This is a genomic window from Pseudogemmobacter sonorensis (assembly GCF_042762395.1).
Classification (GTDB): Bacteria; Pseudomonadota; Alphaproteobacteria; order Rhodobacterales; family Rhodobacteraceae; genus Pseudogemmobacter; species Pseudogemmobacter sonorensis.
Genome location: NZ_JBEFZE010000027.1, coordinates 23784 through 42196 on the forward strand (window position 1 = coordinate 23784; position 18413 = coordinate 42196).

Consider the following 18413-nt stretch of genomic DNA (forward strand, 5'->3'; position numbering starts at 1 on the left):
CGTGGCGAATGACGGCCCCAAGACCGACGTCGCCCCACGCCCCTTCTCCAGCGCGCCTCACCTAGCCCCGGCCCAAAGGTCCGTCGCGATCGAACGCCGTCCGCCAAGTTCGCGCTTCGGCCGGTGCCCCCCACGCCCCTTTTTCGACGCGCCTCACCTGGCCCAGCCCGAAAGACCGTCGCGAACGACAGCCCTCCCACCAAGCTCGCTCTACGACCGATGTCGCCCAGGCCCCCTCTCCAGCGCGCCTCGCAAGGCCCCGCCCGAAGGTCGCAAACGACCTCCCTGCCGCTACCCCCGCCCTGCGTGCTTTTCAAGGATGCCTCGCTCCCCCGGCCCGGGGATCTGTCGCGGGACCCCGTCATCCCACCAGCTACGCCTCGGCGAGCCGCAGCCCGGGGGTCCCGCCCGCTCTCCCGCCGACCTCGCCTCGCCGCCGTTTCCAACCCGTCCTGACAGGTTCCGCGCCGGAGGTCCGCCGCAAGCGCCCGCCCTGCCCAACACCTCGACGCCGACATGCCGCCTGCGTGCCCCACTCCTTCGCCCGCCAAGAGGCCCCCTTGAGCCCCCTCGCCCGTCGTGCCAAGTCAGGCCGGCGGCGGATAGATCCATCCGCCCCGAACCCGTCAACTTTTTTCAAGGTGCTGTCATGTCACGGTTCTTGGTCATTCTTCTGCTCTGCCTGGTCTTTGTCGCAGGCTCCGTCGGCTATCGCTATCTGTCCTGGGTGCTGAACTGGCAAGGCGCCGAAACCCCGTTCGACGAGGTCGGGATCAGCCTGCATTCCTACATGCCCGGCTTCGTCCAGGACTGGGGCTGCGCGAAACTGAAAGAGGAATTCGGCGACCGGACCATGCCGCCCTACGGCTGCCGGGGCGACAGCGGCTGGCGCTGATTTCCGCGACCGGCGCGGCGGGGGGGGTCCGGGCCGAAGCGGGGGCCCCCGCCGGCACGGGTGACAATCCCCCCGGGCTTCGCCTATAAGGCCGCCAAAGGCTTTGCTGAGCGAGGGTTCCCGCAATGACGATCAAGGTTTTCGGCCACAAGTCCCCCGATACCGATTCCACCGGCTCGCCCCTGATCTGGGCCTGGTATCTGACCGAGGTGAAGGGCACACCCGCCGAGGCGGTGCTTCTGGGCGAGCCCAATACCGAAGCGGCCTTCGTGCTGTCCTTCTGGGACCTGCCCCGGCCCGCGATCATCGGCGATGTCGCCCCGGGCGAGCAGGTGGTGATCGTCGACACCAACAACCCCGCCGAACTGGTGCCCTCGATCAACGAGGCCGATATCCTGGGCATCATCGACCATCACATGCTGGTGGGCGGTCTGAAGACGAAAAAGCCTGTCGAGATCACCATCCGGCCGCTGGCCTGCACCGCCACCATCCTGCACGACCTGATCGGCAAGGATCTCGACCGGGCGCCCCGGGCGATCAAGGGCGCGATGCTGTCGTGCATCCTGTCGGACACGCTGGAATTCCGCTCGCCCACCACCACGCCGCACGACCGCGCGGTGGCCGAGGCGCTGGCCGCCGATCTGGGCCTGTCGATCCCCGATTATGCCGCGAAGCTGTTCGAGGCGAAATCCGATGTCTCGGCCTATTCGGACGAGGCGCTGCTGCGCATGGACAGCAAGGAATACACCATCGACGGCAAGGAATTGCGGATCTCGGTCCTTGAGACCACGGCGCCGAAGCTGCTGCTGGACCGCAAGGATTCGCTTGTCGCCGCCATGCCCGGCGTGGCCGCCGCGGACGGCGCCGATCAGGTGCTGCTCTTCATCATCGACATCCTGCGCGAAGAGGCGACGCTTCTGGTCCCCGACCCGCTGGTGAAGCGGATCGCCGAGGCGAGCTTCGGCGTCACGGTCGAGGGCGACAGCGTGGTCCTGCCCGGGATCCTGAGCCGCAAGAAGCAGATCCTGCCCGCGCTGAAGATCTGACCGGCACCCCGGACCGGCGCCCGCGTGCAACACCCCCTGCGCCGAAAGCCTTCGGCGCAGCCCCGTTTCCCCGATACGCCCGTTTCCCCAAGCGAAGGACGCCGCCATGACCCGGATCATCTCTTCCCTGGCCGAGATTTCCGACCAGTATGACGCGGTGTTCTGCGATCTCTGGGGCTGCCTGCACAACGGGCGCGAGCCCTTCCCCGCCGCCGTCGCGGCATTGCGGGCCTTTCGCGCCCGGGGCGGGCGGGTTGTGCTTCTGACCAATGCGCCGCGCCCGAAATCCAGCGTGGCGGCGCAGCTCGACGCCATGGGCGTGCCGCACGACGCCTGGGACGAGATCGCGACCTCTGGCGATGCCGCGCAACTCGCGCTGGTCATGGGCGCCGTCGGGCGCGAGGTCTATTTCATCGGCGCCGAGAAGGACGAGCCCTTCTTCACCGATTTCACCCCGGATATCGCCGCCGTGGCCGCGGACCAGCCGCCGGTCGCCCGCACCGCCCTCGACCGGGCCCAGGGCGTGGTCTGCACCGGGCTGCGCGACGATCTGACCGAAACCCCCGCCGACTACCGCGCCGAGCTGCTGATGGCCAAGACCCTCGGCCTGCCGATGCTTTGCGCCAATCCCGACATCGTGGTCGATTACGGCGACAAGCGGCTTTGGTGCGCGGGCGCGCTGGCCCGCGACTACGAGACGATGGGGGGCCGCGCGCTTTATTTCGGCAAGCCGCATCCGCCGATCTACGACCTGGCGCGCCGCCGCATGGGCGACAGCGCCGGGGAATCGCCCCGCATCCTGTGCATCGGCGACGGGATCGCCACCGATGTCCAGGGCGCCAGCGGCGAGGGGCTGGACGTGCTTTTCATCACCGGCGGTATCGACACCGCCGCCTTCGGCGCCGATTCCGCCCGCCCCGATGCCGCCAGACTGGCCGCCTGGCTGGCAGAGCGCCAGCTTTCCCCGGCCTGGGCCATGGGCCACTTGGGCTGACCCGAGAGGCGCAAGGGTCACAATATTACCAAGAATACCACCATCAGGCAAAAATATTACCGGACCGAATTGCGCCGCGGCGCGGCATCTGCTATGCAACCGCCATCAACGGGGGGCGCCATGATGCTTGATTCCACGCATAACCTGCCGCGCGGCACGATCTGCGTCGAAGATCTGGAAATCGGGATGTGCCGCAGCCTGTCCAAGATCGTCACCGACCGCGACATCGAACTGTTCGCCGAGGTCTCGACCGACCGCAACCCGGTCCATCTGGACGACGGCTATGCAAGGGACACCATGTTCCAGGGCCGCATCGCCCATGGCATGCTGACGGCGGGCCTGATCTCGGCGGTGATCGGCGAGCAATTGCCCGGCCATGGCACCGTCTATCTGAACCAGAGCCTGCGGTTCATGGCCCCCGTCCGCCCCGGCGACCGGGTGACCGCAACCGTCACCGTGCTGGCCATCGACCACGCGAAGCGCCGCGTGACCCTTGAAACCATCGCCTCGGTGGGTCAAACAACGGTCCTCAAGGGCGAGGCGCTGGTTCTGGCGCCAAGCCGCAAGTTCGACTGACAGGGCGGGACGCGCGCAGAACGCGACCTGCGGGTGCGATGCGGATATACAAAGACCGGCGGCAGATCCCGCCGGAAGCCAGGGGCGCCTCGGTGGCGCTTGGAAATTTCGACGGCGTGCATCGCGGCCATGCCTCGGTCATCGCGCTGGCGCGGGCGGCGGGCGCGCCGCTCGGCATCCTGACCTTCGAGCCGCATCCGCGCCAGTTCTTCGCCCCCGACGCCCCGCCCTTCCGGCTGATGAATGCCGAATCGCGGGCGAACCGGCTGGCGAAGCTGGGGGTCGAGCATCTTTACGAACTGCCCTTCGACGCGGATCTGGCGGCGCTGACGCCCGAGGCCTTCGCCCGCGACGTGCTGGCCCGCGACCTCGGCCTGCGCCATGTGGTGATCGGCGAGGATTTCCGCTTCGGCCGCGACCGCGCGGGCCGCGCCGGGGATCTGCGCCGGCTGGGCCGCGACCTGGGCTTCGGCGTGACCGTCGCGCCCCTGGTCTCGGACACGGGGATAGAGGTTTCCTCCACCGCGATCCGCCGCGCCCTGTCCGAGGGCCGCCCCGGGGATGCCGCCCGGATGCTGGGCCATTGGCACCGCATCGACGGCGCGGTGATCCATGGCGAGAAACGCGGCCGCGAACTGGGCTTTCCCACCGCGAACATGGCGCTGGACGGGCTGCATCTGCCGAAATTCGGCGTCTATGCCGTGCTGGTCGATGTGCTGGAGGGGCCGCAGGCGGGCCGCTACCAGGGCGCGGCCAGCCTTGGAGTGCGGCCGATGTTCGCGGGCGAATTGCCCAATCTGGAAACCTTTCTCTTCGATTTCCGGGGCGATCTTTACGACCGGCACCTGTCGGTCGCGCTGGTTGACTATCTGCGGCCCGAACTGAAATTCACCGGCCTGCCCGCGCTGATCGAACAGATGGAGGCCGATTGCGCCCGCGCGCGCGCGATCCTCTCGGCGCTCTGACCCCCCTTCCCATTTCCTTTGCAAAGGCGCAGTTTCCTCGCCATGACCGCCAGCCTGCGCCCCCGGTTCTGGGAAACCGTGCCCCTCCGCAAGATGACCCCCACCGAATGGGAGGCGCTTTGCGATGGCTGCGGCAAATGCTGCCTGAACAAGCTGGAATTCGAGGATACCGGCGAGGTGGCCTTCACCAATATCGCCTGCCGCCTGTTCGACGGCGAGACCTGCCGCTGCGCCGATTATCCCAACCGCAAGCGCCATGTGCCCGAATGCGTGGTGCTGGGGCCGAAAACCCTGGCGAAATCAGCCTATTGGATGCCCGCGACCTGCGCCTACAAACTGCTGTGGCAGGGTCGGCCGCTGCCCGACTGGCACCCTTTGCTGACCGGCGATCCCGAAAGCACGCATCTGTCGGGGAATTCGGTGATCGGGCGCACGGTCTCGGAACTCACCGTCCCGGAAGAGGACTGGGAGGATTACATCATCGAGGAAAGCCCCTGAATGTTTTTCGCCTCCGACACCGGCTCGGGCGCCGCGCCCGAGGTGATGGCCGCGCTCTTGCGCGCCAATGAGGGTTACGCCCGCAGCTATGGCGCCGATCCCCTGACCGCCCGCAGCCGCGAGCTGATCCGCGAGATCTTCGAGGCGCCCGAGGCCGAGGTCCACCTGGTCGCCACCGGCACGGCAGCGAATGCGCTGGCGCTCGGGCTGCTCGCGCCGCCCTGGGGCGCGATCTTCTGCCACGACCACGCCCATATCCAGGAAGACGAATGCGGCGCGCCCGAATTCTTCACCCATGGCGCAAAGCTGGTCCCGGTGCCCGGCCCCCATGGCCGCATGGCGCCCGGGGCGCTGCGGCGCGCGCTGGAGATCGCCGCGGCGGGCGGGGTGCACGGGGTGCAGCCCGGCGCGGTCTCGATCACCAATGTGACCGAGGCCGGGACCCTGCATTCCCCCGCCCAGATCGCCGCGCTGGCGGCCGAGGCGCGGGCCTTCGGCCTGCCGGTCCATCTGGACGGCGCGCGTTTCGCCAATGCGGTGGCGGGGGGCAATGCCTCGCCCGCCGATCTGAGCTGGCGCGCGGGCGTCGACGTGCTGTCCCTGGGCGGCACCAAGAACGGCTGCCTGGGCGTCGAGGCCGTGGTGATCTTCGATCCGGCGGAAGCGGGGCCGGGCAAGTCGTGGGAGTTCGAGCTGCGGCGCAAGCGCGGCGGGCATCTGTTCTCGAAACACCGCTTCCTGGCCGCGCAGATGGCGGCCTGGCTGGAGGACGGGCTGTGGCTGCGGCTGGCGGCGCAGTCGAACCGCGCGGCGGCGGCGCTGGCCGGGGGGCTGGCCCGGATCGACGATGTCACCCTGCGCCATCCGGTCGAGGCCAATATCCTGTTTCCCGAATGGCGGGCCGGGCGGCATGAGACCCTGCGCGCGGCGGGCGCGCAATATCACGCCCATGATCCCGCGCCCGGCACCCCCACACCCGATCACGGGGCCACCCGCGAAGGCGCCCGGCTGGTCACGAGCTGGTGCACAAGCGCCGAGGAAATCGAGGCCTTCCTCGCCCTCTTCGCGGCGTAGAACGGCGCCCGGGGGCAAGGCGGCAGCGGCGCGGCGCGCCCGCTGGCTCAGGCCTCTTCCAGATGGGACTGGACCGCGCGCGCCACCACATCTGGATCGGTCAGCGGCAGCATATGCCCCGCCCCCGGCACGATCACCCGGCGCGCGCGCGGCAGCCGCGCGGCCAGCGCCGATTGCACGGCGTCGATCACCGGCGGGCTTTCGTCGCCCTCGACCAGCAGCACCGGAACGCCCAGCGATTCAATCCGCCCGGGCGCCAGCATCCCGGCGCTGTCCTCGACCAGCGCCGGGCCCTGCGCCGCGACATAGCCGATCCGCTCGACGATATAGCGCCGCTGACGCTCGGGCAGGTCGGCAAGCCGGGGGCCCGCGCCCCAGACCGCATGGAACCGCACCGCGCCCGCCTCGGGGTCGGTCTCGATCAGCGCCATGGTTCCGGCCTCTTCTCCGGCCTCGCGCCTCCCTTCCGCCGAATCCCGCGCGGCGGCGAAGAACGGCGGCTCGATCAGCACCAGGCTGCGCACGAGATCCGGCCGCTCCAGCGCCAGCCGCAGCGCGACGGTCGCGCCCGAACTGTGGCCCAGAAGGTCGATCGGCGCGCCGCCGCCAAGCTGCGCCGCCAGATCCGCCACCGCGAGCGTGGCATCGCGATGATAGTCGCCCGTCGCGCTGTCCCGCGCGACCCAGGCGGGCGCGAGCCCGTGGCCCGGCAGGTCCGGCGCGACCAGGCGCAGCCCGGTCAGCCGCTCGGCCAGGCCCGACCAGTTGCCGGAATGGCCAAGCGCGCAATGCAGGGCCAGCACGGGCCGCGTCCCGCCCCGGTCCCATTGGCGCAGGGGAAGGGGCGCGGGCGCGCGGGCGGCGGCGGTCAGGTCTTCGGCCATGAGGCGGCTCTCCTCTGCGCGGCCCGGCGGATCGCCCGCGCGCGCGATCTGGTAGCCCCCTGCCCGCCCGGGGGCAAGAGCGACGCCGCCCCACCCGATTGGCCGCCATTTGCGCCCGCCGCCCCTTTGCGTGGCGCCCTTCGGGTGCTATGCCGCCCGCGCAACCGATTCCGCTGCCAGCCCCGGAGCCCCCCATGCCCGCCATCACCGAGCCGAAGCTGATTTCCGGCAATGCCAACCTGCCGCTTGCCCAGACCATCGCGCGCCGGATGTCGATGCATCGCGGCATGTCGATCAACCTTGTCGATGCGAGGGTGGAGCGGTTCAACGACCAGGAGATCTTCGTCGAGGTCTATGAGAACGTGCGCGGCGAGGACATGTATGTCATCCAGCCGACCTCTAACCCGGCGAACGACAATCTGATGGAACTCCTGATCATGGTCGATGCGCTTCGCCGCTCCTCGGCCGCGCGGATCACCGCCGTGATACCCTATTTCGGCTATGCCCGGCAGGATCGCCGCACCAAGGCGCGCACGCCGATCTCGGCCAAGCTGGTGGCGAACCTGATCCAGACCGCGGGCGTGGACCGGGTGCTGACGCTGGACCTGCATGCCGCGCAGATCCAGGGCTTCTTCGACATTCCGGTGGACAACCTTTATGCCAGCCCGGTCTTCGCGCTGGACATCGAACATCACTTCAAGGGCCAGCTCGACGATGTGATGATCATCTCGCCCGACGTCGGCGGCGTGGCGCGGGCGCGCGAGCTGGCCAAGCGGATCAACGCCCCCCTCGCCATCGTCGACAAGCGGCGCGAGAAGGCGGGCGAGGTCGCGGGCATGACCGTGATCGGCGATGTGACCGGCAAGAAATGCATCATCGTCGACGACATCTGCGACACGGCGGGCACATTGTGCAAGGCGGCCGAGGTGCTGATCGAGGCCGGCGCGACCGAGGTCCACAGCTATATCACCCATGGCGTGCTTTCCGGCCCGGCGGTGGAGCGGGTGTCGAAATCGGTGATGAAATCGCTGGTGATCACCGATTCCATCGCGCCGACCGATGCGGTGAAATCCTGCGAGCGGATCCGCATCGTGCCGACCGCGCCGGTCTTCGCCCAGGCCGTGCTGAACATCTGGGGCGGCATGTCGGTCTCGTCGCTGTTCGAGACCGATACGCTGGTGCCGATCTACGAAAGCCTCTATCCGCGCAGCTAGGTTCTCCTCCGCGCAAACTGGCCGCAATCGCGCGTTTCGCCCCCTCCCGCCCCGGCGCGCCCTCTATCGCGCGGCGCGGTGATCGCCTATATCGCCCGCATGCCGCATGATCACGCCCCCCAGAATCCGCAACGACTGAACCCGCCCCTTCTGCGCCCGGATCTCGCGCGCGCCTCCGTGCCGGAATTGCCCCGGCGCGAAGGCCAGCCGACCATCGGCATGGTCAGCCTGGGCTGCCCCAAGGCACTGGTCGACAGCGAGCGGATCCTGACCCGGCTGCGGGCCGAGGGCTATGCCATCTCGCCCGATTACAAGGGCGCCGATGCGGTGATCGTGAACACCTGCGGCTTTCTCGACAGCGCCAAGGCCGAAAGCCTGGACGCCATCGGCGAGGCGCTGCGCGAGAACGGCCGCGTCATCGTCACCGGCTGCCTGGGGGCCGAGCCCGACTATATCACCGGCGCGCATCCCAAGGTGATGGCGGTGACCGGGCCGCATCAATACGAATCGGTGCTGGACGCGGTGCATGGCGCAGTGCCGCCCGCGCCCGATCCCTTCATCGACCTTCTGCCCGCCTCACAGGTGCGGCTGACGCCCCGGCATTTCAGCTATCTCAAGATTTCCGAGGGTTGCGACCACAAGTGCAAGTTCTGCATCATCCCCGACATGCGGGGAAAGCTGCAATCGCGCCCGGCCCGCGCCGTGCTGCGCGAGGCGGAAAAGCTGGTGCAGGCGGGGGTGAGGGAGCTTCTGGTCATCAGCCAGGACACTTCGGCCTATGGCACCGATTGGAAGGGCCGCGACGAGAAATTCCCGATCCTGAGCCTTGCGCGCGACCTGGGATCGCTCGGCGCCTGGATCAGGATGCATTACGTCTATCCCTATCCGCATGTGCGCGAACTGATCCCCGCCATGGCCGAGGGGCTGGTGCTGCCCTATCTGGACATCCCGTTCCAGCACGCCCATCCCGATGTGCTCAAACGCATGGCGCGGCCCGCCGCCGCCTCGCGCACGCTGGACGAGATCGCCGCCTGGCGGCGCGACTGCCCCGATATCGTCCTGCGCTCGACCTTCATCGTCGGCTATCCGGGCGAGACGGAGGCCGAGTTCCAGACCCTGCTCGACTGGCTGGACGAGGCGCAGCTCGACCGCGTGGGGGCGTTCAAATATGAAAACGTCAAGGGCGCGCGCTCGAACGCGCTGCCGGGTCACCTGCCCGAAGAGGTGAAGGAAGACCGCTACAACCGCTTCATGGAAAAGGCCCAGGCGATTTCGGCGGCGAAGCTGGCGGCGAGGGTCGGCGGCCGGATCGAGGTCATCGTGGACGAGGTCGACGCCGAGGGCGCCACCTGCCGCACCAAGGCCGATGCGCCCGAGATCGACGGCAACCTGTTCATCGACGAGGGCTTCGAGGCGCTGGCACCCGGGGATATCGTCACCGTCGAGGTGGACGAGGCCGGGGAATACGACCTCTGGGGCCGGCTGGTCTGACGCCGGGCGCGGGTCGATCCGGGCCCGAGCCGAGCGGCCCGCCCTCGCGCCGGTGATCCGGCCCCGCGCCCCGAACGCCCACACCGAGCGCCCCCTCCCTCTCCAGCCTTCGTCGTCCGGGCCCCGGACCTCGGGACCATACTCGGAACCGTGGCGGGCGGACGCTGTTCGTCGCGCCTCCGGCCTTCGCCCTGCGGGCCTCTGCTCCCAGTGTCTTCGATCTCAGTGGCGTCGATCTCAGTGGCGTGACCCTCAATGGCTTCGCCCCCGTCGTTTGGCCCCTGCCCTCGGCGTGCAGCCTTCCAACAGGCTGCTGAGAAAGCATGTCAGGGCCACCTTGAGGCGGAAATTCTTCCTGAACTGTCAGAAATCACTGCATTGTCAGAAATCACTGCGGAAAATGCATATTCTGGCCCACTAACGGACCGATTTACGGGCTCTCGGCACAGGCTACCGGCCCTCGGCGCGGGCCGAAACCGTTGCATGGCTTTCTTGGCAGAGCGTGGATCTGTGGGATCCAGTGCGAGGCGTGCAAGCCGGGGACGTTGCACGGCTTTTTCGGCAGCCTGCCAGGTATGCGTCCCTTGGGCGCCCCTCTCCCCGCAGTAGCCTGGGGAGGATACAGGCGGAACGTGGGTTCCTTCACCCGATCCGAGCCGATAACGGGCGGCTTCGGTGAGAAAACGGCATCGGCCCGGCGGCAACTCGCCGCCGGGCCTGCGCCTGATCCCCTTACCAGTAGTAGGGGATGCCGTAATGGTCGTAGGTCCGGCGATCATATTCGCGGTCGTTGAACCAGTTCGCCTCGGCCTTCGGGGCGCCTTCAAGCTGTTCCTTGGTGATATCGGTCACATAGCCGCCCAGGCGGGTGTCGTAGCGCAATTTCTGCCACGGGATCGGATGTTCGCTGGTGCCAAGGCCCAGGAAGCCGCCGAAGCTCATCACCGCATAGGAGATCTTGCCCGAGACCTTGTCGATCATCACATGGTCGATCTTGCCCAGATGGTCGCCGTGGGGGCTGAAGACCTCGGTGCCGTTCACATCGGCGCTGGAGATGGTGGCGGATCCGGCGCGGCTGCCGTCATGGCCGTGCTCGCGGGCGGTATGGGTCGAAGTCGGGATCTGTCCTTGCTGTTGCATGTCGTCCTCCTCGGTCGATCGCATCGCGATGCGGGATTGCATCGCGTGACGGGTTTGCATCTGCCGGGCGGGCTGTGTCCTGCCTTCCCGGCGCGTATCGAAAGAACGTCGCGGATGCGGGCCGCGTTCCGGGATTTTCCGCGAAAGCCGGGGGATGGGGCGGCGCCCGCGGGGTTCTGCCGAAACGCCCCTCGCGCCCTGGCGGGTTCCCGCCGGGGCACGAATATGTGGGAAACCTACGGAAAACGAGGGATTCAGCCGCCAGCGGCGCGGTGCGCCTCGATCCAGGCGCGCATGCAGGCGGCGACATGCGAGAAGCGGTCGCCCCCCAGATGCACCCCGCCATACCAGCGCGTGACCACGACGACATGGTTCACGATCCGCTCGCGCTCCAGCATCCGCAGGATGATCGCGCCCGCGCCGCTTTCGCCGTCGTCGTGCTTCACCGGCTCTTGCACCCCGGCCGCGTCGAGGATCACGCCCTAACTGTTATGGGTGGCGCGGGCGTATTTCTTCTCGCGCCGCAGCGCGGCCAGAAAGGCCGTGGCCCCGGCCCGCCCCTCGACCGGCCCGCCCGAGACCGCATAGCGCGAGCCCCGGTCGCGGATGACATCCTCGATCCTCAGCATCCGCCCATCTGCACCGGGCGGGCGGCGGGGGTCAACCTATTGCGGCGCCAGCGCCGAAAGCGCCTGCCGGTTGGGGCAGAAGGCGGCAATCGCGCCCTCGCTGCGCGGCTCGGCCAGGAAATCGCGGCAGCGCCCCTTCTGGCGGCAGGCTTCGCAGCGCTCGACGATCACCGCGAGTTCCGGGCGGGTCAGCCAGCCCTCGACCACCGCATGGGACAGCCGCACACCGCCAAGCCGCGCCATGCCCCGCGTCATCCACCACGCCCGGGGCGCCTCCGTATAGCCGAACATGCCGATTGCCTCCGATCCGGTGAGCTTGCCCGCCCAGCCTGCGCCCCCGACCGCGCGACCGCATTGATGCAGGTCAATGGCTCCCCCCAAGTTCCGCGGGCCCCAAGTTCCGCGGCCCCCAAGTCCGCAGGCCCCGAGTCAGTAACCCCGGGCGAACCCCGTGCCCTCCAGCCTCCGCACCGCGTCGGCAACCACCGCCTGGCGCTGCGCATTGGGCGGATGCGATCCCAGGACATGGTCGCCCGGGTCCGGCAGGCGGGTGAAGAACCCCGCGCCCCGGACCGGATCATAGCCCGCGCGCCAGGAAACCTCGGCGCCAAGCGCATCGGCCTCCAGCTCGAATTCCTTGGAATATTGCTGCGCGGCCAGCCCGGCGGCCAGTTCCTGCGCCCGCGCCACCCCCTCGCGGTCCAGGCCCGAGATCTGCGCCCAGATCCCCGCCATGATCGCCCCGGTGCGGGCATGGCTCTGGCGGCGCCCGATATGGCCCGCGATATGGTGGGCGGCCTCATGGCCCAGCACGAAGGCCAACTCATCCGCGCTTCGGACTTCGGCCAGCAGCGCGGCGGTGAAGACGATGATCGGCCGCCCCTCGGGGTCGATGGTCTGGAAGGCATTGGCGGGCTGTGCCGGATCGTCATCCACCGCCACCACGAAATCGCAGCGCCGATGGGCGCGCTCGGCCCGGCACATCGCCTCGGCCACCGGCAGGGTCCGCGCCACCACGGCGATGACCGGCGTCCCCGGCGCCAGGGCGCGCCCCGAGGCGGTGGGAATCATCGCCGCCGTCGCGCCGCCCCCCGGCGCGCGCGATGCGGCCTGGGGCACGCAGGCCGCCAGGGACGCCGCCATCAGAAGCAGGATCGGCAGGAATGCCAGCCGGGCCAGGCGGCGGCGGGGGAACGGAAGCGGCTGGAACATCGAAAGACAGGAAACCGGGCTGAGGTGGCGAAGCCCCCCACCCTAGCAGCTTCCGCGCCCGCCGGAAGGGCGGATCACGCGACTGTCAGCCGGTCGCCGACCCGCCCCGACGTGCTCTTCCCTCGCCCCCCGTTCCGCGCTAGCCTGCCACCATGTTCACGATCGAGCACGAATTCGACGCCACCGTCATCACCCTCATCGACGAGGGGGGCGACATGCCGCTGACCGGCGACATCACCATCACCGCCTTCGAGGATTGCGTGACGGTCGACCAGACCGATCCCGACAGCGACGAGACGGTGCGGATCACGCTTTCGCTGACCCAGATGGCCGATCTCGCCGCCGCGCTGAACCTGCCCGAGGGCAGCTACCGCATCACCCGCCGCGAGGCCTGACCAGCGCCGGGCGGGCGGCGCCCGGGTCCGCGCTGAGGCCGGGCGGGACCCGTCGTTCCACGCCGGATCTGTTTGTGTCGGCTCCCGCCTGCGCCAGATCTGTCTGTGCTTGGTCTGGCTGGGCATGGCAGGCTGCTGAAAAAGTCATTCAGCGGCGTCGGCTTGCGCGGAAGATCGGCAAATTGGTCTGGTCGCGGGCCAAAACATGCGGCCTCCGCGGTGATGATTGACAATGCGGGGAAATTTTCCTTCCGGAGGTCGCCCCGAAATGCTTCGTCGGCAGCCTGCTCGTCTGGCCGTGCCCGGTGCAGTCGCGCACGGTCCAATCTCGTTCGGTCTGGCGGCGCTCCGGCCCGGTCGCACTCCGGTCTGGCCGCGTTCGGTCGGGTCGCCCTCGCTCTGGCCCGGCCAGCCCGGACGAGCCAGCGCATCCGCATCAATCCAGCCGGAACAGCTTGTCGCGCGATTTCGCGCCCCGGACCAGCACGAGCCGGGTCTTCGCCACCCCCATGGCGCGGGCCAGCATCGCGCGGGCCTCGTCGGTGGCCTTGCCGCCCTCGGGGACGACGGTGACGAAGATCCGCAAGGGCGCGCCCGGCTCCAGCGCCGCACGGCGCGCGTTCGGCGTGACGCGGACGGCGATCTGCGCCCCCGGCTGCGCCAATGCGCTCAGATCCGGCAAATCCATCTGCATCCCCTTCCCGCCCGGCCCTTCGGCGGGCCGCAACGCCCGCGATCTTGCCCCCCGCCCGCGCCCGGGGCAAGATCGCGCGAAAGACCGCGCCCGGGATCAAGATCGCGCGGAAGACCGCGCAGGGGAACAGCCGCATGACCACCGCCTTCTACACCGATGAGCGCTGCTTCTGGCACGGCGGCGGCAATTACGCCTTCACCCTGCCGGTGGGCGGCCTTGTCCAGCCCGGCGGCGGCCTGCCCGAAAGCCCCGAGACCAAGCGGCGGCTGAAGAACCTGCTTGAGGTCACCGGGCTGATCCATGCGCTCTCGACCCGCTCCGCCCCCGAGGCGACCTGGCAGGAGATGGCCCGCGTCCATCCCGAAAGCTATCTGTCGGCCTTCCGCGCCGCCTCGGAGGCGGGCGGGGGCGAATTGGGCCTGCGCACCCCCTTCGGCCCGGGCGGGTTCGAGATCGCGGCGCTTTCGGCCGGGCTTTCGACCGCCGCCCTGCGCGCCGTGCTGAAGGGCGAGGCGCGAAACGCCTATGCGCTGTCGCGCCCGCCGGGCCATCACGCGCTGCCCGACTGGCCGAACGGCTTCTGCCTGCTGAACAACATCGCCATCGCGATCCGCGCCGCCCAGGCCGAGGGCCTTGCCCGCCGCATCGCGGTGATCGACTGGGATGTCCATCACGGCAACGGCACCGAGGCGATCTTCTACGAAGACCCCGAGGTGCTGACGATCTCGCTGCATCAGGAGCGCAACTATCCGCTCGACACCGGCGAGGCGGCGGATCGCGGGCGCGGCGCAGGCGAGGGGTTCAACATCAACCTGCCGCTGCCCCCCGGCTGCGGCGAGGCGGCCTGGCTCCTGGCCTTCGACCGCGTGGTCCTGCCCGCGCTGTCGCGCTTCCGGCCCGAGGCGATCGTGGTGGCCTGCGGCTATGACGCCTCTGGCGTCGATCCGCTGGGCCGGATGCTCTTGCGCGCCGAAAGCTTCCGGCTGATGACCGAACGGGTCAGGCGCGCCGCCGAGGAACTGTGCCGGGGGCGGCTCGTCCTTTGCCATGAGGGCGGCTATTCCGAGGTCCATGTCCCGTTCTGCGGCCATGCCGTGATCGCCGAACTGGCGCAAAGCGGGATCCACGCCCCCGACCCGCTGGATGCGACGCTGCAAAAGCGCCAGCCCGGCCCTGCCTTCGACGCCTTCGCCGGGGCCTGGATCGAGGATCTCGCCCGCCTTCACGGTTTCTGAACCGGGGCGGGATCGCGGGAGCGAGAGCAGGGGCTCAGGGCGAGGCTCGGGGTCGGAGACCCGCGATCCGGGCCCCCGGGACCTGCTCCCCGGGATCTGGGCCTCATGATCGGCGCGCCCCGCGATTTGCGCCGCTCAAGATCGCGGATCGGCTTCCGCCCTCACCGGCCGATCACCCGGCCCGCATCCGGGGCCAAGCCCTCGCCACCCTCGTCCCGACGGAAAGCCACGCCCTAAGCCACGCCCTCACCGCCAGGGACCCGATCCCTGGCCCGGTCCCTGGCCGGAAACAGTCTGTCCGCGCGCGCGTCCCCAAGGCCCCGCTTTCAGCCGCAGGTTGCCACAAACCTGCCCGGCTTAGGGGCGAAAACCATCGGCATAGCCTGCCGTGCAACACCCCTGGGACAACCGCCATGAACCTCACGCTCCAGATCCTGCGCAAGCTGCGCGCCCGATCCGCCGCCACCGCCCCGGCGGCACCCTCCGCCGAAAGCCCCGCCGAAACCGCCGCCGAAAGCGCCTTCGACGCCCGCCTCAGGAAACTGGGGGGCGTGCGTCATGTCACCGTCTCGCGCGCGGTGCTGTTCAGAACGCGACCTGCACGCCAGGAAGCCTGAGCGCGGCCATCAGGTCGCGCAACTCCTGCCGGGCCGCGATGTTCGAAAGGTTGAGCTGGTCCACCCCGGTGTCCTTCAGGTCCAGCAGCGTCAGCCCGCGCGGGAACAATTCCCGAAACACCACGCGCTCGGAAAAACCGGGGGCGACGCGAAAGCCGATGCGGCGCGACAGATCCTCCAGCGCCTCGCCCACCCGGCGCTTGTTGTGCATCTGCTGGACGCCCAGACGGTTGCGGACCACGATCCAGTCGATCGGCTTCAGCCCGGCCTGCGCGCGCAACTGCCGCGCGCCCCAGACCATCTCGGAATAGATCGAGGGGCCCTGCACCCGGCCTGAATCGGCGTCCACCCGCGCCAGCAGGTCGAAATCGACGAAACTGTCGTTCAGCGGCGTGATCAGCGTATCGGCCAGCGAATGCGCCACCTGGCTCAGCCTCGTGTGGCTGCCGGGGCAGTCGATGACGATGAAATCCTTTTCGGCATCCAGGCCCGAGACCGCCGCCGACAGCCGATGGTCGAAGGCATTCTCGCCCGGCGGCAAGGTGGCGGGATCCACCTCGGGCAGCGGGCGGTATTCCGGCGTGGGAAGGTCGAGCCCGGCCCTGGCCAGCCAGGCCACCCGATTCTCGACATAGCGGCCGAAACTGCGCTGGCGCACATCCAGATCCAGCGCCCCCACCCGATGGCCCATGCGCGAAAGCGCGGTCGCGACATGCATGCAGGTGGTGGACTTGCCCGATCCGCCCTTCTCGTTTCCGACGACGATGATATGCGCCATCCGGCCCGCCCCTTCTGCTTCCGGCCCCCTATTGGCAATTCGGGGCCGAAAGGGAAAGCCCCATTTCCGCAGCCCCCGGCCCTGCCGTCCCCGCGCCCTCAAGATGCAAAAGGCCCCGGGCGATGCCGGGGCCTTTCTTTCCTGCGCGTGGAGTCGATTCAGAAACCGAGGCCCGCGTATTTGTTCTTGAACTTCGACACGCGGCCGCCGGTGTCGAGCAGCTTCGCCGATTGCCCGGTCCAGGCGGGATGCGCCAGCGGATCGATGTCGAGCGACAGCGAATCGCCCTCCTTGCCCCAGGTCGAACGGGTCTGGTAGGTCGAGCCGTCGGTCATCTTCACTTCGATGAAGTGATAGTCGGGGTGAATGCCCTCTTTCATCTCTGCGGCTCCTCTTATTCGGATTTGGCTTTGTAGGTCGTGTCTTCCGCGATCCGGGCCGATTTGCCGCGGCGGGTGCGGAGATAGTAGAGCTTGGCGCGGCGCACGCGGCCACGACGCACGACCTCGATCGAATCGATGTTGGTCGAGTAAAGCGGGAAGACGCGCTCGACGCCCTCGCCGAAGGAAATCTTGCGGACGGTGAACGAGGCCGCCAGCGTGGCGCCGCCCTTGCGGGCGATGCAGACGCCCTCATAGGCCTGCACGCGCGAGCGGTTGCCTTCCTTGACCTTGTAGCCGACACGGATGGTGTCGCCGGCCTTGAAGTCGGGGATCTTCTTGTCGAGGGCGGCGATCTGCTCGGCCTCGATCTGCGCGATAAGGTTCATGCGCGGTCACTCCGGTTTGCCTGTGGTGGATCCACAGAGATGATCTGTCCCCGAGAGCTCCTGGTCTTCGATCGGATCCCGGGCGCGCCATCGGGCGCGGCCAGTCCGCCGGAGGATCGGTTCCTTCGCTTTATGCCCGAGCCTTGCCCGCCCCCGTCGAAGAAGACGGTTCGATCGGACGAAGGGAATCGGATCCGGCAGGCTCCCACCCCCCGGATCACGCGCGTATAGGGGCCGGGTCGACCCCAGTCAAGCCTTCCGCGACTGGCCGGTCAAGGGATTTCCGCGCGTTCCGCGCGGAAAGCCTCCGGCGGGGATATTTAGGCCAAGATGAAAAGCTGATTCTTTCTTCTTTGCACAAATATCCCGCGGGGGTCCGGGGGTGTGAAACCCCCGGCATCGCCCGGGTCGGGCAAGGCGCCTATTCCGCCGCGACGTGCCTCGGCTTCAGCATTTCCTTGAGATAGCGCCCGGCTCGACGTGCTTGAGCTGGCGCTGGATCTGCCGTTCGGCGATCGCCGGATGAACGCGAATTACACCTGGTCGAATTCGAAGGTGGTGCGGGGGCGCAATGCAGGGCAACCCTTCCACAACCCGCCGCGCCATATGCTGAACCTCGGTTTCGACTGGGCGGCGGGAGAGCGGCTCGGCCTCTGGGGCCAGGGACGCTGGCGCAGCCGCAGCGCAACGGTCCCGCAGCATGCGATCCTCGACCTCGGCATGGCCTGGGATTTCAGCGAGACGGTCAAGGGAACCCTTGCGATTTACAATTTCACCGACAAGGCCCGCGAGGATGTCCTGCCCTAAGGCCATCAGCTCTGGTATGGGCTGAGTGCGCGATTTTGAGCGCCTGCAGGAATGGGGCGGGCCTGGCGCTGGATGCGGGTCGCCCCGTAATACCGTGCTTATCCGCCACGCGTTCTGACCATAACTCGCCGGTCAGGGCCGGGCTAAGCATTTCATGCGTCAGGGTCCGGCTTTGCCTACCTGGCCATCAGGTTACTGGGCCAAAGGCGACAGAGGCCGCGCCGGATCTGGTTTCTGCGCAAATCGCCGCTGATGACGATGGCTGGATGATGGACAGTCCGCGTCCTCCATGGCCAGGCACACCGCGCAGGATGAACAGGTTCGATAGGACGTCGATAACATCGGTCGAGTTGGGCTTGTGATCGATGCGGATCGTCAGGCAATCCCGGGTGAACTCATCGGTGATGTTGAACATACCGAACTTGCCGCCATTGCAGGTCCGGCCCTCGACGAAGTCATAGGACCAGACATGGTTTGGGGGTTCGGGCCGAAGCCTGCCG

The 18413-nt window shown here is 68.5% G+C and carries 21 protein-coding genes and 2 pseudogenes; 13 read left to right on the plus strand and 10 right to left on the minus strand.

What is annotated here, in order from left to right; translation table 11 throughout:
• Window positions 1-649 precede the first annotated feature (649 nt).
• The 7 genes from ABNX41_RS16345 to ABNX41_RS16375 all read left to right on the plus strand — a co-directional run bounded on the left by ABNX41_RS16345 (window position 650) and on the right by ABNX41_RS16375 (window position 6048).
• On the plus strand, window positions 650-895 hold the full coding sequence (locus tag ABNX41_RS16345) for a hypothetical protein (protein ID WP_438670785.1): 246 nt from the start codon (window positions 650-652) through the stop codon (window positions 893-895).
• 125 nt (window positions 896-1020) lie between these two features.
• Complete coding sequence (locus ABNX41_RS16350) at window positions 1021-1941, plus strand: manganese-dependent inorganic pyrophosphatase (RefSeq protein WP_438670786.1); 921 nt, start codon at window positions 1021-1023, stop codon at window positions 1939-1941.
• Window positions 1942-2047: 106 nt separating this feature from the next.
• The gene (locus ABNX41_RS16355) at window positions 2048-2935 is read left to right on the plus strand and encodes a TIGR01459 family HAD-type hydrolase (protein ID WP_438670787.1); all 888 of its coding nucleotides are present in this window, start codon (window positions 2048-2050) and stop codon (window positions 2933-2935) included.
• Window positions 2936-3058: 123 nt separating this feature from the next.
• On the plus strand, window positions 3059-3511 hold the full coding sequence (locus ABNX41_RS16360) for a MaoC family dehydratase (RefSeq protein ID WP_438670813.1): 453 nt from the start codon (window positions 3059-3061) through the stop codon (window positions 3509-3511).
• Window positions 3512-3549: 38 nt separating this feature from the next.
• Entirely contained in the window at window positions 3550-4476 is a 927-nt protein-coding gene (locus ABNX41_RS16365) for a bifunctional riboflavin kinase/FAD synthetase (protein WP_438670788.1), read from the plus strand.
• A 42-nt stretch (window positions 4477-4518) separates the two neighbouring features.
• Entirely contained in the window at window positions 4519-4974 is a 456-nt protein-coding gene (locus ABNX41_RS16370; protein ID WP_438670789.1) for a YcgN family cysteine cluster protein, read from the plus strand.
• On the plus strand, window positions 4975-6048 hold the full coding sequence (locus tag ABNX41_RS16375; RefSeq protein WP_438670790.1) for a threonine aldolase family protein: 1074 nt from the start codon (window positions 4975-4977) through the stop codon (window positions 6046-6048).
• A gap of 47 nt (window positions 6049-6095) precedes the next feature.
• Here ABNX41_RS16375 and ABNX41_RS16380 read toward each other — a convergent pair whose 3' ends face one another.
• Window positions 6096-6932, minus strand: coding sequence for an alpha/beta fold hydrolase (locus tag ABNX41_RS16380; protein ID WP_438670791.1), 837 nt, complete (start codon window positions 6930-6932; stop codon window positions 6096-6098).
• A 194-nt stretch (window positions 6933-7126) separates the two neighbouring features.
• Here ABNX41_RS16380 and ABNX41_RS16385 point away from each other — a divergent pair, with 194 nt between their 5' ends.
• Window positions 7127-8146, plus strand: coding sequence for a ribose-phosphate pyrophosphokinase (locus tag ABNX41_RS16385; RefSeq protein ID WP_438670792.1), 1020 nt, complete (start codon window positions 7127-7129; stop codon window positions 8144-8146).
• Between the two features lie 99 nt (window positions 8147-8245).
• Window positions 8246-9637 carry a 30S ribosomal protein S12 methylthiotransferase RimO gene (rimO, locus tag ABNX41_RS16390; RefSeq protein ID WP_438670814.1) on the plus strand — a complete coding sequence of 464 codons (1392 nt, stop codon included), beginning with the start codon at window positions 8246-8248 and terminating at the stop codon, window positions 9635-9637.
• Window positions 9638-10369: 732 nt separating this feature from the next.
• Here rimO and ABNX41_RS16395 read toward each other — a convergent pair.
• The 4 genes and pseudogenes from ABNX41_RS16395 to ABNX41_RS16410 all read right to left on the minus strand — a co-directional run bounded on the left by ABNX41_RS16395 (window position 10370) and on the right by ABNX41_RS16410 (window position 12618).
• Complete coding sequence (locus ABNX41_RS16395) at window positions 10370-10777, minus strand: PRC-barrel domain-containing protein (RefSeq protein ID WP_438670793.1); 408 nt, start codon at window positions 10775-10777, stop codon at window positions 10370-10372.
• Between the two features lie 254 nt (window positions 10778-11031).
• Window positions 11032-11406: pseudogene (locus ABNX41_RS16400) on the minus strand (YigZ family protein).
• 36 nt (window positions 11407-11442) lie between these two features.
• The gene (locus ABNX41_RS16405; protein ID WP_438670794.1) at window positions 11443-11697 is read right to left on the minus strand and encodes a DUF6455 family protein; all 255 of its coding nucleotides are present in this window, start codon (window positions 11695-11697) and stop codon (window positions 11443-11445) included.
• Window positions 11698-11835: 138 nt separating this feature from the next.
• The gene (locus tag ABNX41_RS16410; RefSeq protein WP_438670795.1) at window positions 11836-12618 is read right to left on the minus strand and encodes a M48 family metallopeptidase; all 783 of its coding nucleotides are present in this window, start codon (window positions 12616-12618) and stop codon (window positions 11836-11838) included.
• A 152-nt stretch (window positions 12619-12770) separates the two neighbouring features.
• Here ABNX41_RS16410 and ABNX41_RS16415 point away from each other — a divergent pair, with 152 nt between their 5' ends.
• Window positions 12771-13013, plus strand: coding sequence for a DUF8831 family protein (locus tag ABNX41_RS16415; RefSeq protein ID WP_438670796.1), 243 nt, complete (start codon window positions 12771-12773; stop codon window positions 13011-13013).
• A gap of 436 nt (window positions 13014-13449) precedes the next feature.
• On the opposite strand, the gene ABNX41_RS16420 is transcribed toward ABNX41_RS16415, so the two are convergent.
• Complete coding sequence (locus ABNX41_RS16420) at window positions 13450-13701, minus strand: DUF167 domain-containing protein (protein ID WP_438670797.1); 252 nt, start codon at window positions 13699-13701, stop codon at window positions 13450-13452.
• Between the two features lie 140 nt (window positions 13702-13841).
• Between ABNX41_RS16420 and ABNX41_RS16425 the strand changes: the two genes are divergently transcribed.
• Complete coding sequence (locus ABNX41_RS16425; RefSeq protein ID WP_438670798.1) at window positions 13842-14942, plus strand: class II histone deacetylase; 1101 nt, start codon at window positions 13842-13844, stop codon at window positions 14940-14942.
• A 413-nt stretch (window positions 14943-15355) separates the two neighbouring features.
• Window positions 15356-15559: a hypothetical protein gene (locus ABNX41_RS16430; RefSeq protein ID WP_438670799.1), complete on the plus strand. Its 204-nt coding sequence runs from the start codon at window positions 15356-15358 to the stop codon at window positions 15557-15559.
• Here the strand turns inward: ABNX41_RS16430 and ABNX41_RS16435 are convergent.
• From ABNX41_RS16435 to rplS, 3 genes are all read right to left on the minus strand, one after another.
• Window positions 15528-16337, minus strand: coding sequence for a division plane positioning ATPase MipZ (locus ABNX41_RS16435; RefSeq protein ID WP_438670800.1), 810 nt, complete (start codon window positions 16335-16337; stop codon window positions 15528-15530). The two genes, ABNX41_RS16430 and ABNX41_RS16435, sit on opposite strands and share 32 nt — an antisense overlap.
• A 158-nt stretch (window positions 16338-16495) precedes the next feature.
• On the minus strand, window positions 16496-16717 hold the full coding sequence (gene rpmE, locus ABNX41_RS16440; RefSeq protein ID WP_438670801.1) for a 50S ribosomal protein L31: 222 nt from the start codon (window positions 16715-16717) through the stop codon (window positions 16496-16498).
• A gap of 14 nt (window positions 16718-16731) precedes the next feature.
• Window positions 16732-17106, minus strand: coding sequence for a 50S ribosomal protein L19 (gene rplS, locus ABNX41_RS16445; RefSeq protein WP_438670802.1), 375 nt, complete (start codon window positions 17104-17106; stop codon window positions 16732-16734).
• Between the two features lie 480 nt (window positions 17107-17586).
• Here rplS and ABNX41_RS16450 point away from each other — a divergent pair, with 480 nt between their 5' ends.
• The gene (locus ABNX41_RS16450) at window positions 17587-17913 is read left to right on the plus strand and encodes a TonB-dependent receptor domain-containing protein (RefSeq protein WP_438670803.1); all 327 of its coding nucleotides are present in this window, start codon (window positions 17587-17589) and stop codon (window positions 17911-17913) included.
• 289 nt (window positions 17914-18202) lie between these two features.
• Here the strand turns inward: ABNX41_RS16450 and ABNX41_RS16455 are convergent.
• Window positions 18203-18409: pseudogene (locus ABNX41_RS16455) on the minus strand (DDE-type integrase/transposase/recombinase); the annotation flags it as partial.
• Window positions 18410-18413 lie beyond the last annotated feature (4 nt).

Excerpts from the sequence above, each read along its gene's own strand:
- ABNX41_RS16345 (WP_438670785.1), top strand. The coding sequence starts at position 650 with ATGTCACGGTTCTTGGTCATTCTTCTGCTCTGCCTGGTCTTTGTCGCA.
- ABNX41_RS16350 (WP_438670786.1), top strand. The coding sequence starts at position 1,021 with ATGACGATCAAGGTTTTCGGCCACAAGTCCCCCGATACCGATTCCACC.
- ABNX41_RS16355 (WP_438670787.1), top strand. The coding sequence starts at position 2,048 with ATGACCCGGATCATCTCTTCCCTGGCCGAGATTTCCGACCAGTATGAC.
- ABNX41_RS16360 (WP_438670813.1), top strand. The coding sequence starts at position 3,059 with ATGCTTGATTCCACGCATAACCTGCCGCGCGGCACGATCTGCGTCGAA.
- ABNX41_RS16365 (WP_438670788.1), top strand. The coding sequence starts at position 3,550 with ATGCGGATATACAAAGACCGGCGGCAGATCCCGCCGGAAGCCAGGGGC.
- ABNX41_RS16370 (WP_438670789.1), top strand. The coding sequence starts at position 4,519 with ATGACCGCCAGCCTGCGCCCCCGGTTCTGGGAAACCGTGCCCCTCCGC.
- ABNX41_RS16375 (WP_438670790.1), top strand. The coding sequence starts at position 4,975 with ATGTTTTTCGCCTCCGACACCGGCTCGGGCGCCGCGCCCGAGGTGATG.
- ABNX41_RS16380 (WP_438670791.1), bottom strand. The coding sequence starts at position 6,932 with ATGGCCGAAGACCTGACCGCCGCCGCCCGCGCGCCCGCGCCCCTTCCC.
- ABNX41_RS16385 (WP_438670792.1), top strand. The coding sequence starts at position 7,127 with ATGCCCGCCATCACCGAGCCGAAGCTGATTTCCGGCAATGCCAACCTG.
- rimO (WP_438670814.1), top strand. The coding sequence starts at position 8,246 with ATGCCGCATGATCACGCCCCCCAGAATCCGCAACGACTGAACCCGCCC.
- ABNX41_RS16395 (WP_438670793.1), bottom strand. The coding sequence starts at position 10,777 with ATGCAACAGCAAGGACAGATCCCGACTTCGACCCATACCGCCCGCGAG.
- ABNX41_RS16405 (WP_438670794.1), bottom strand. The coding sequence starts at position 11,697 with ATGTTCGGCTATACGGAGGCGCCCCGGGCGTGGTGGATGACGCGGGGC.
- ABNX41_RS16410 (WP_438670795.1), bottom strand. The coding sequence starts at position 12,618 with ATGTTCCAGCCGCTTCCGTTCCCCCGCCGCCGCCTGGCCCGGCTGGCA.
- ABNX41_RS16415 (WP_438670796.1), top strand. The coding sequence starts at position 12,771 with ATGTTCACGATCGAGCACGAATTCGACGCCACCGTCATCACCCTCATC.
- ABNX41_RS16420 (WP_438670797.1), bottom strand. The coding sequence starts at position 13,701 with ATGGATTTGCCGGATCTGAGCGCATTGGCGCAGCCGGGGGCGCAGATC.
- ABNX41_RS16425 (WP_438670798.1), top strand. The coding sequence starts at position 13,842 with ATGACCACCGCCTTCTACACCGATGAGCGCTGCTTCTGGCACGGCGGC.
- ABNX41_RS16430 (WP_438670799.1), top strand. The coding sequence starts at position 15,356 with ATGAACCTCACGCTCCAGATCCTGCGCAAGCTGCGCGCCCGATCCGCC.
- ABNX41_RS16435 (WP_438670800.1), bottom strand. The coding sequence starts at position 16,337 with ATGGCGCATATCATCGTCGTCGGAAACGAGAAGGGCGGATCGGGCAAG.
- rpmE (WP_438670801.1), bottom strand. The coding sequence starts at position 16,717 with ATGAAAGAGGGCATTCACCCCGACTATCACTTCATCGAAGTGAAGATG.
- rplS (WP_438670802.1), bottom strand. The coding sequence starts at position 17,106 with ATGAACCTTATCGCGCAGATCGAGGCCGAGCAGATCGCCGCCCTCGAC.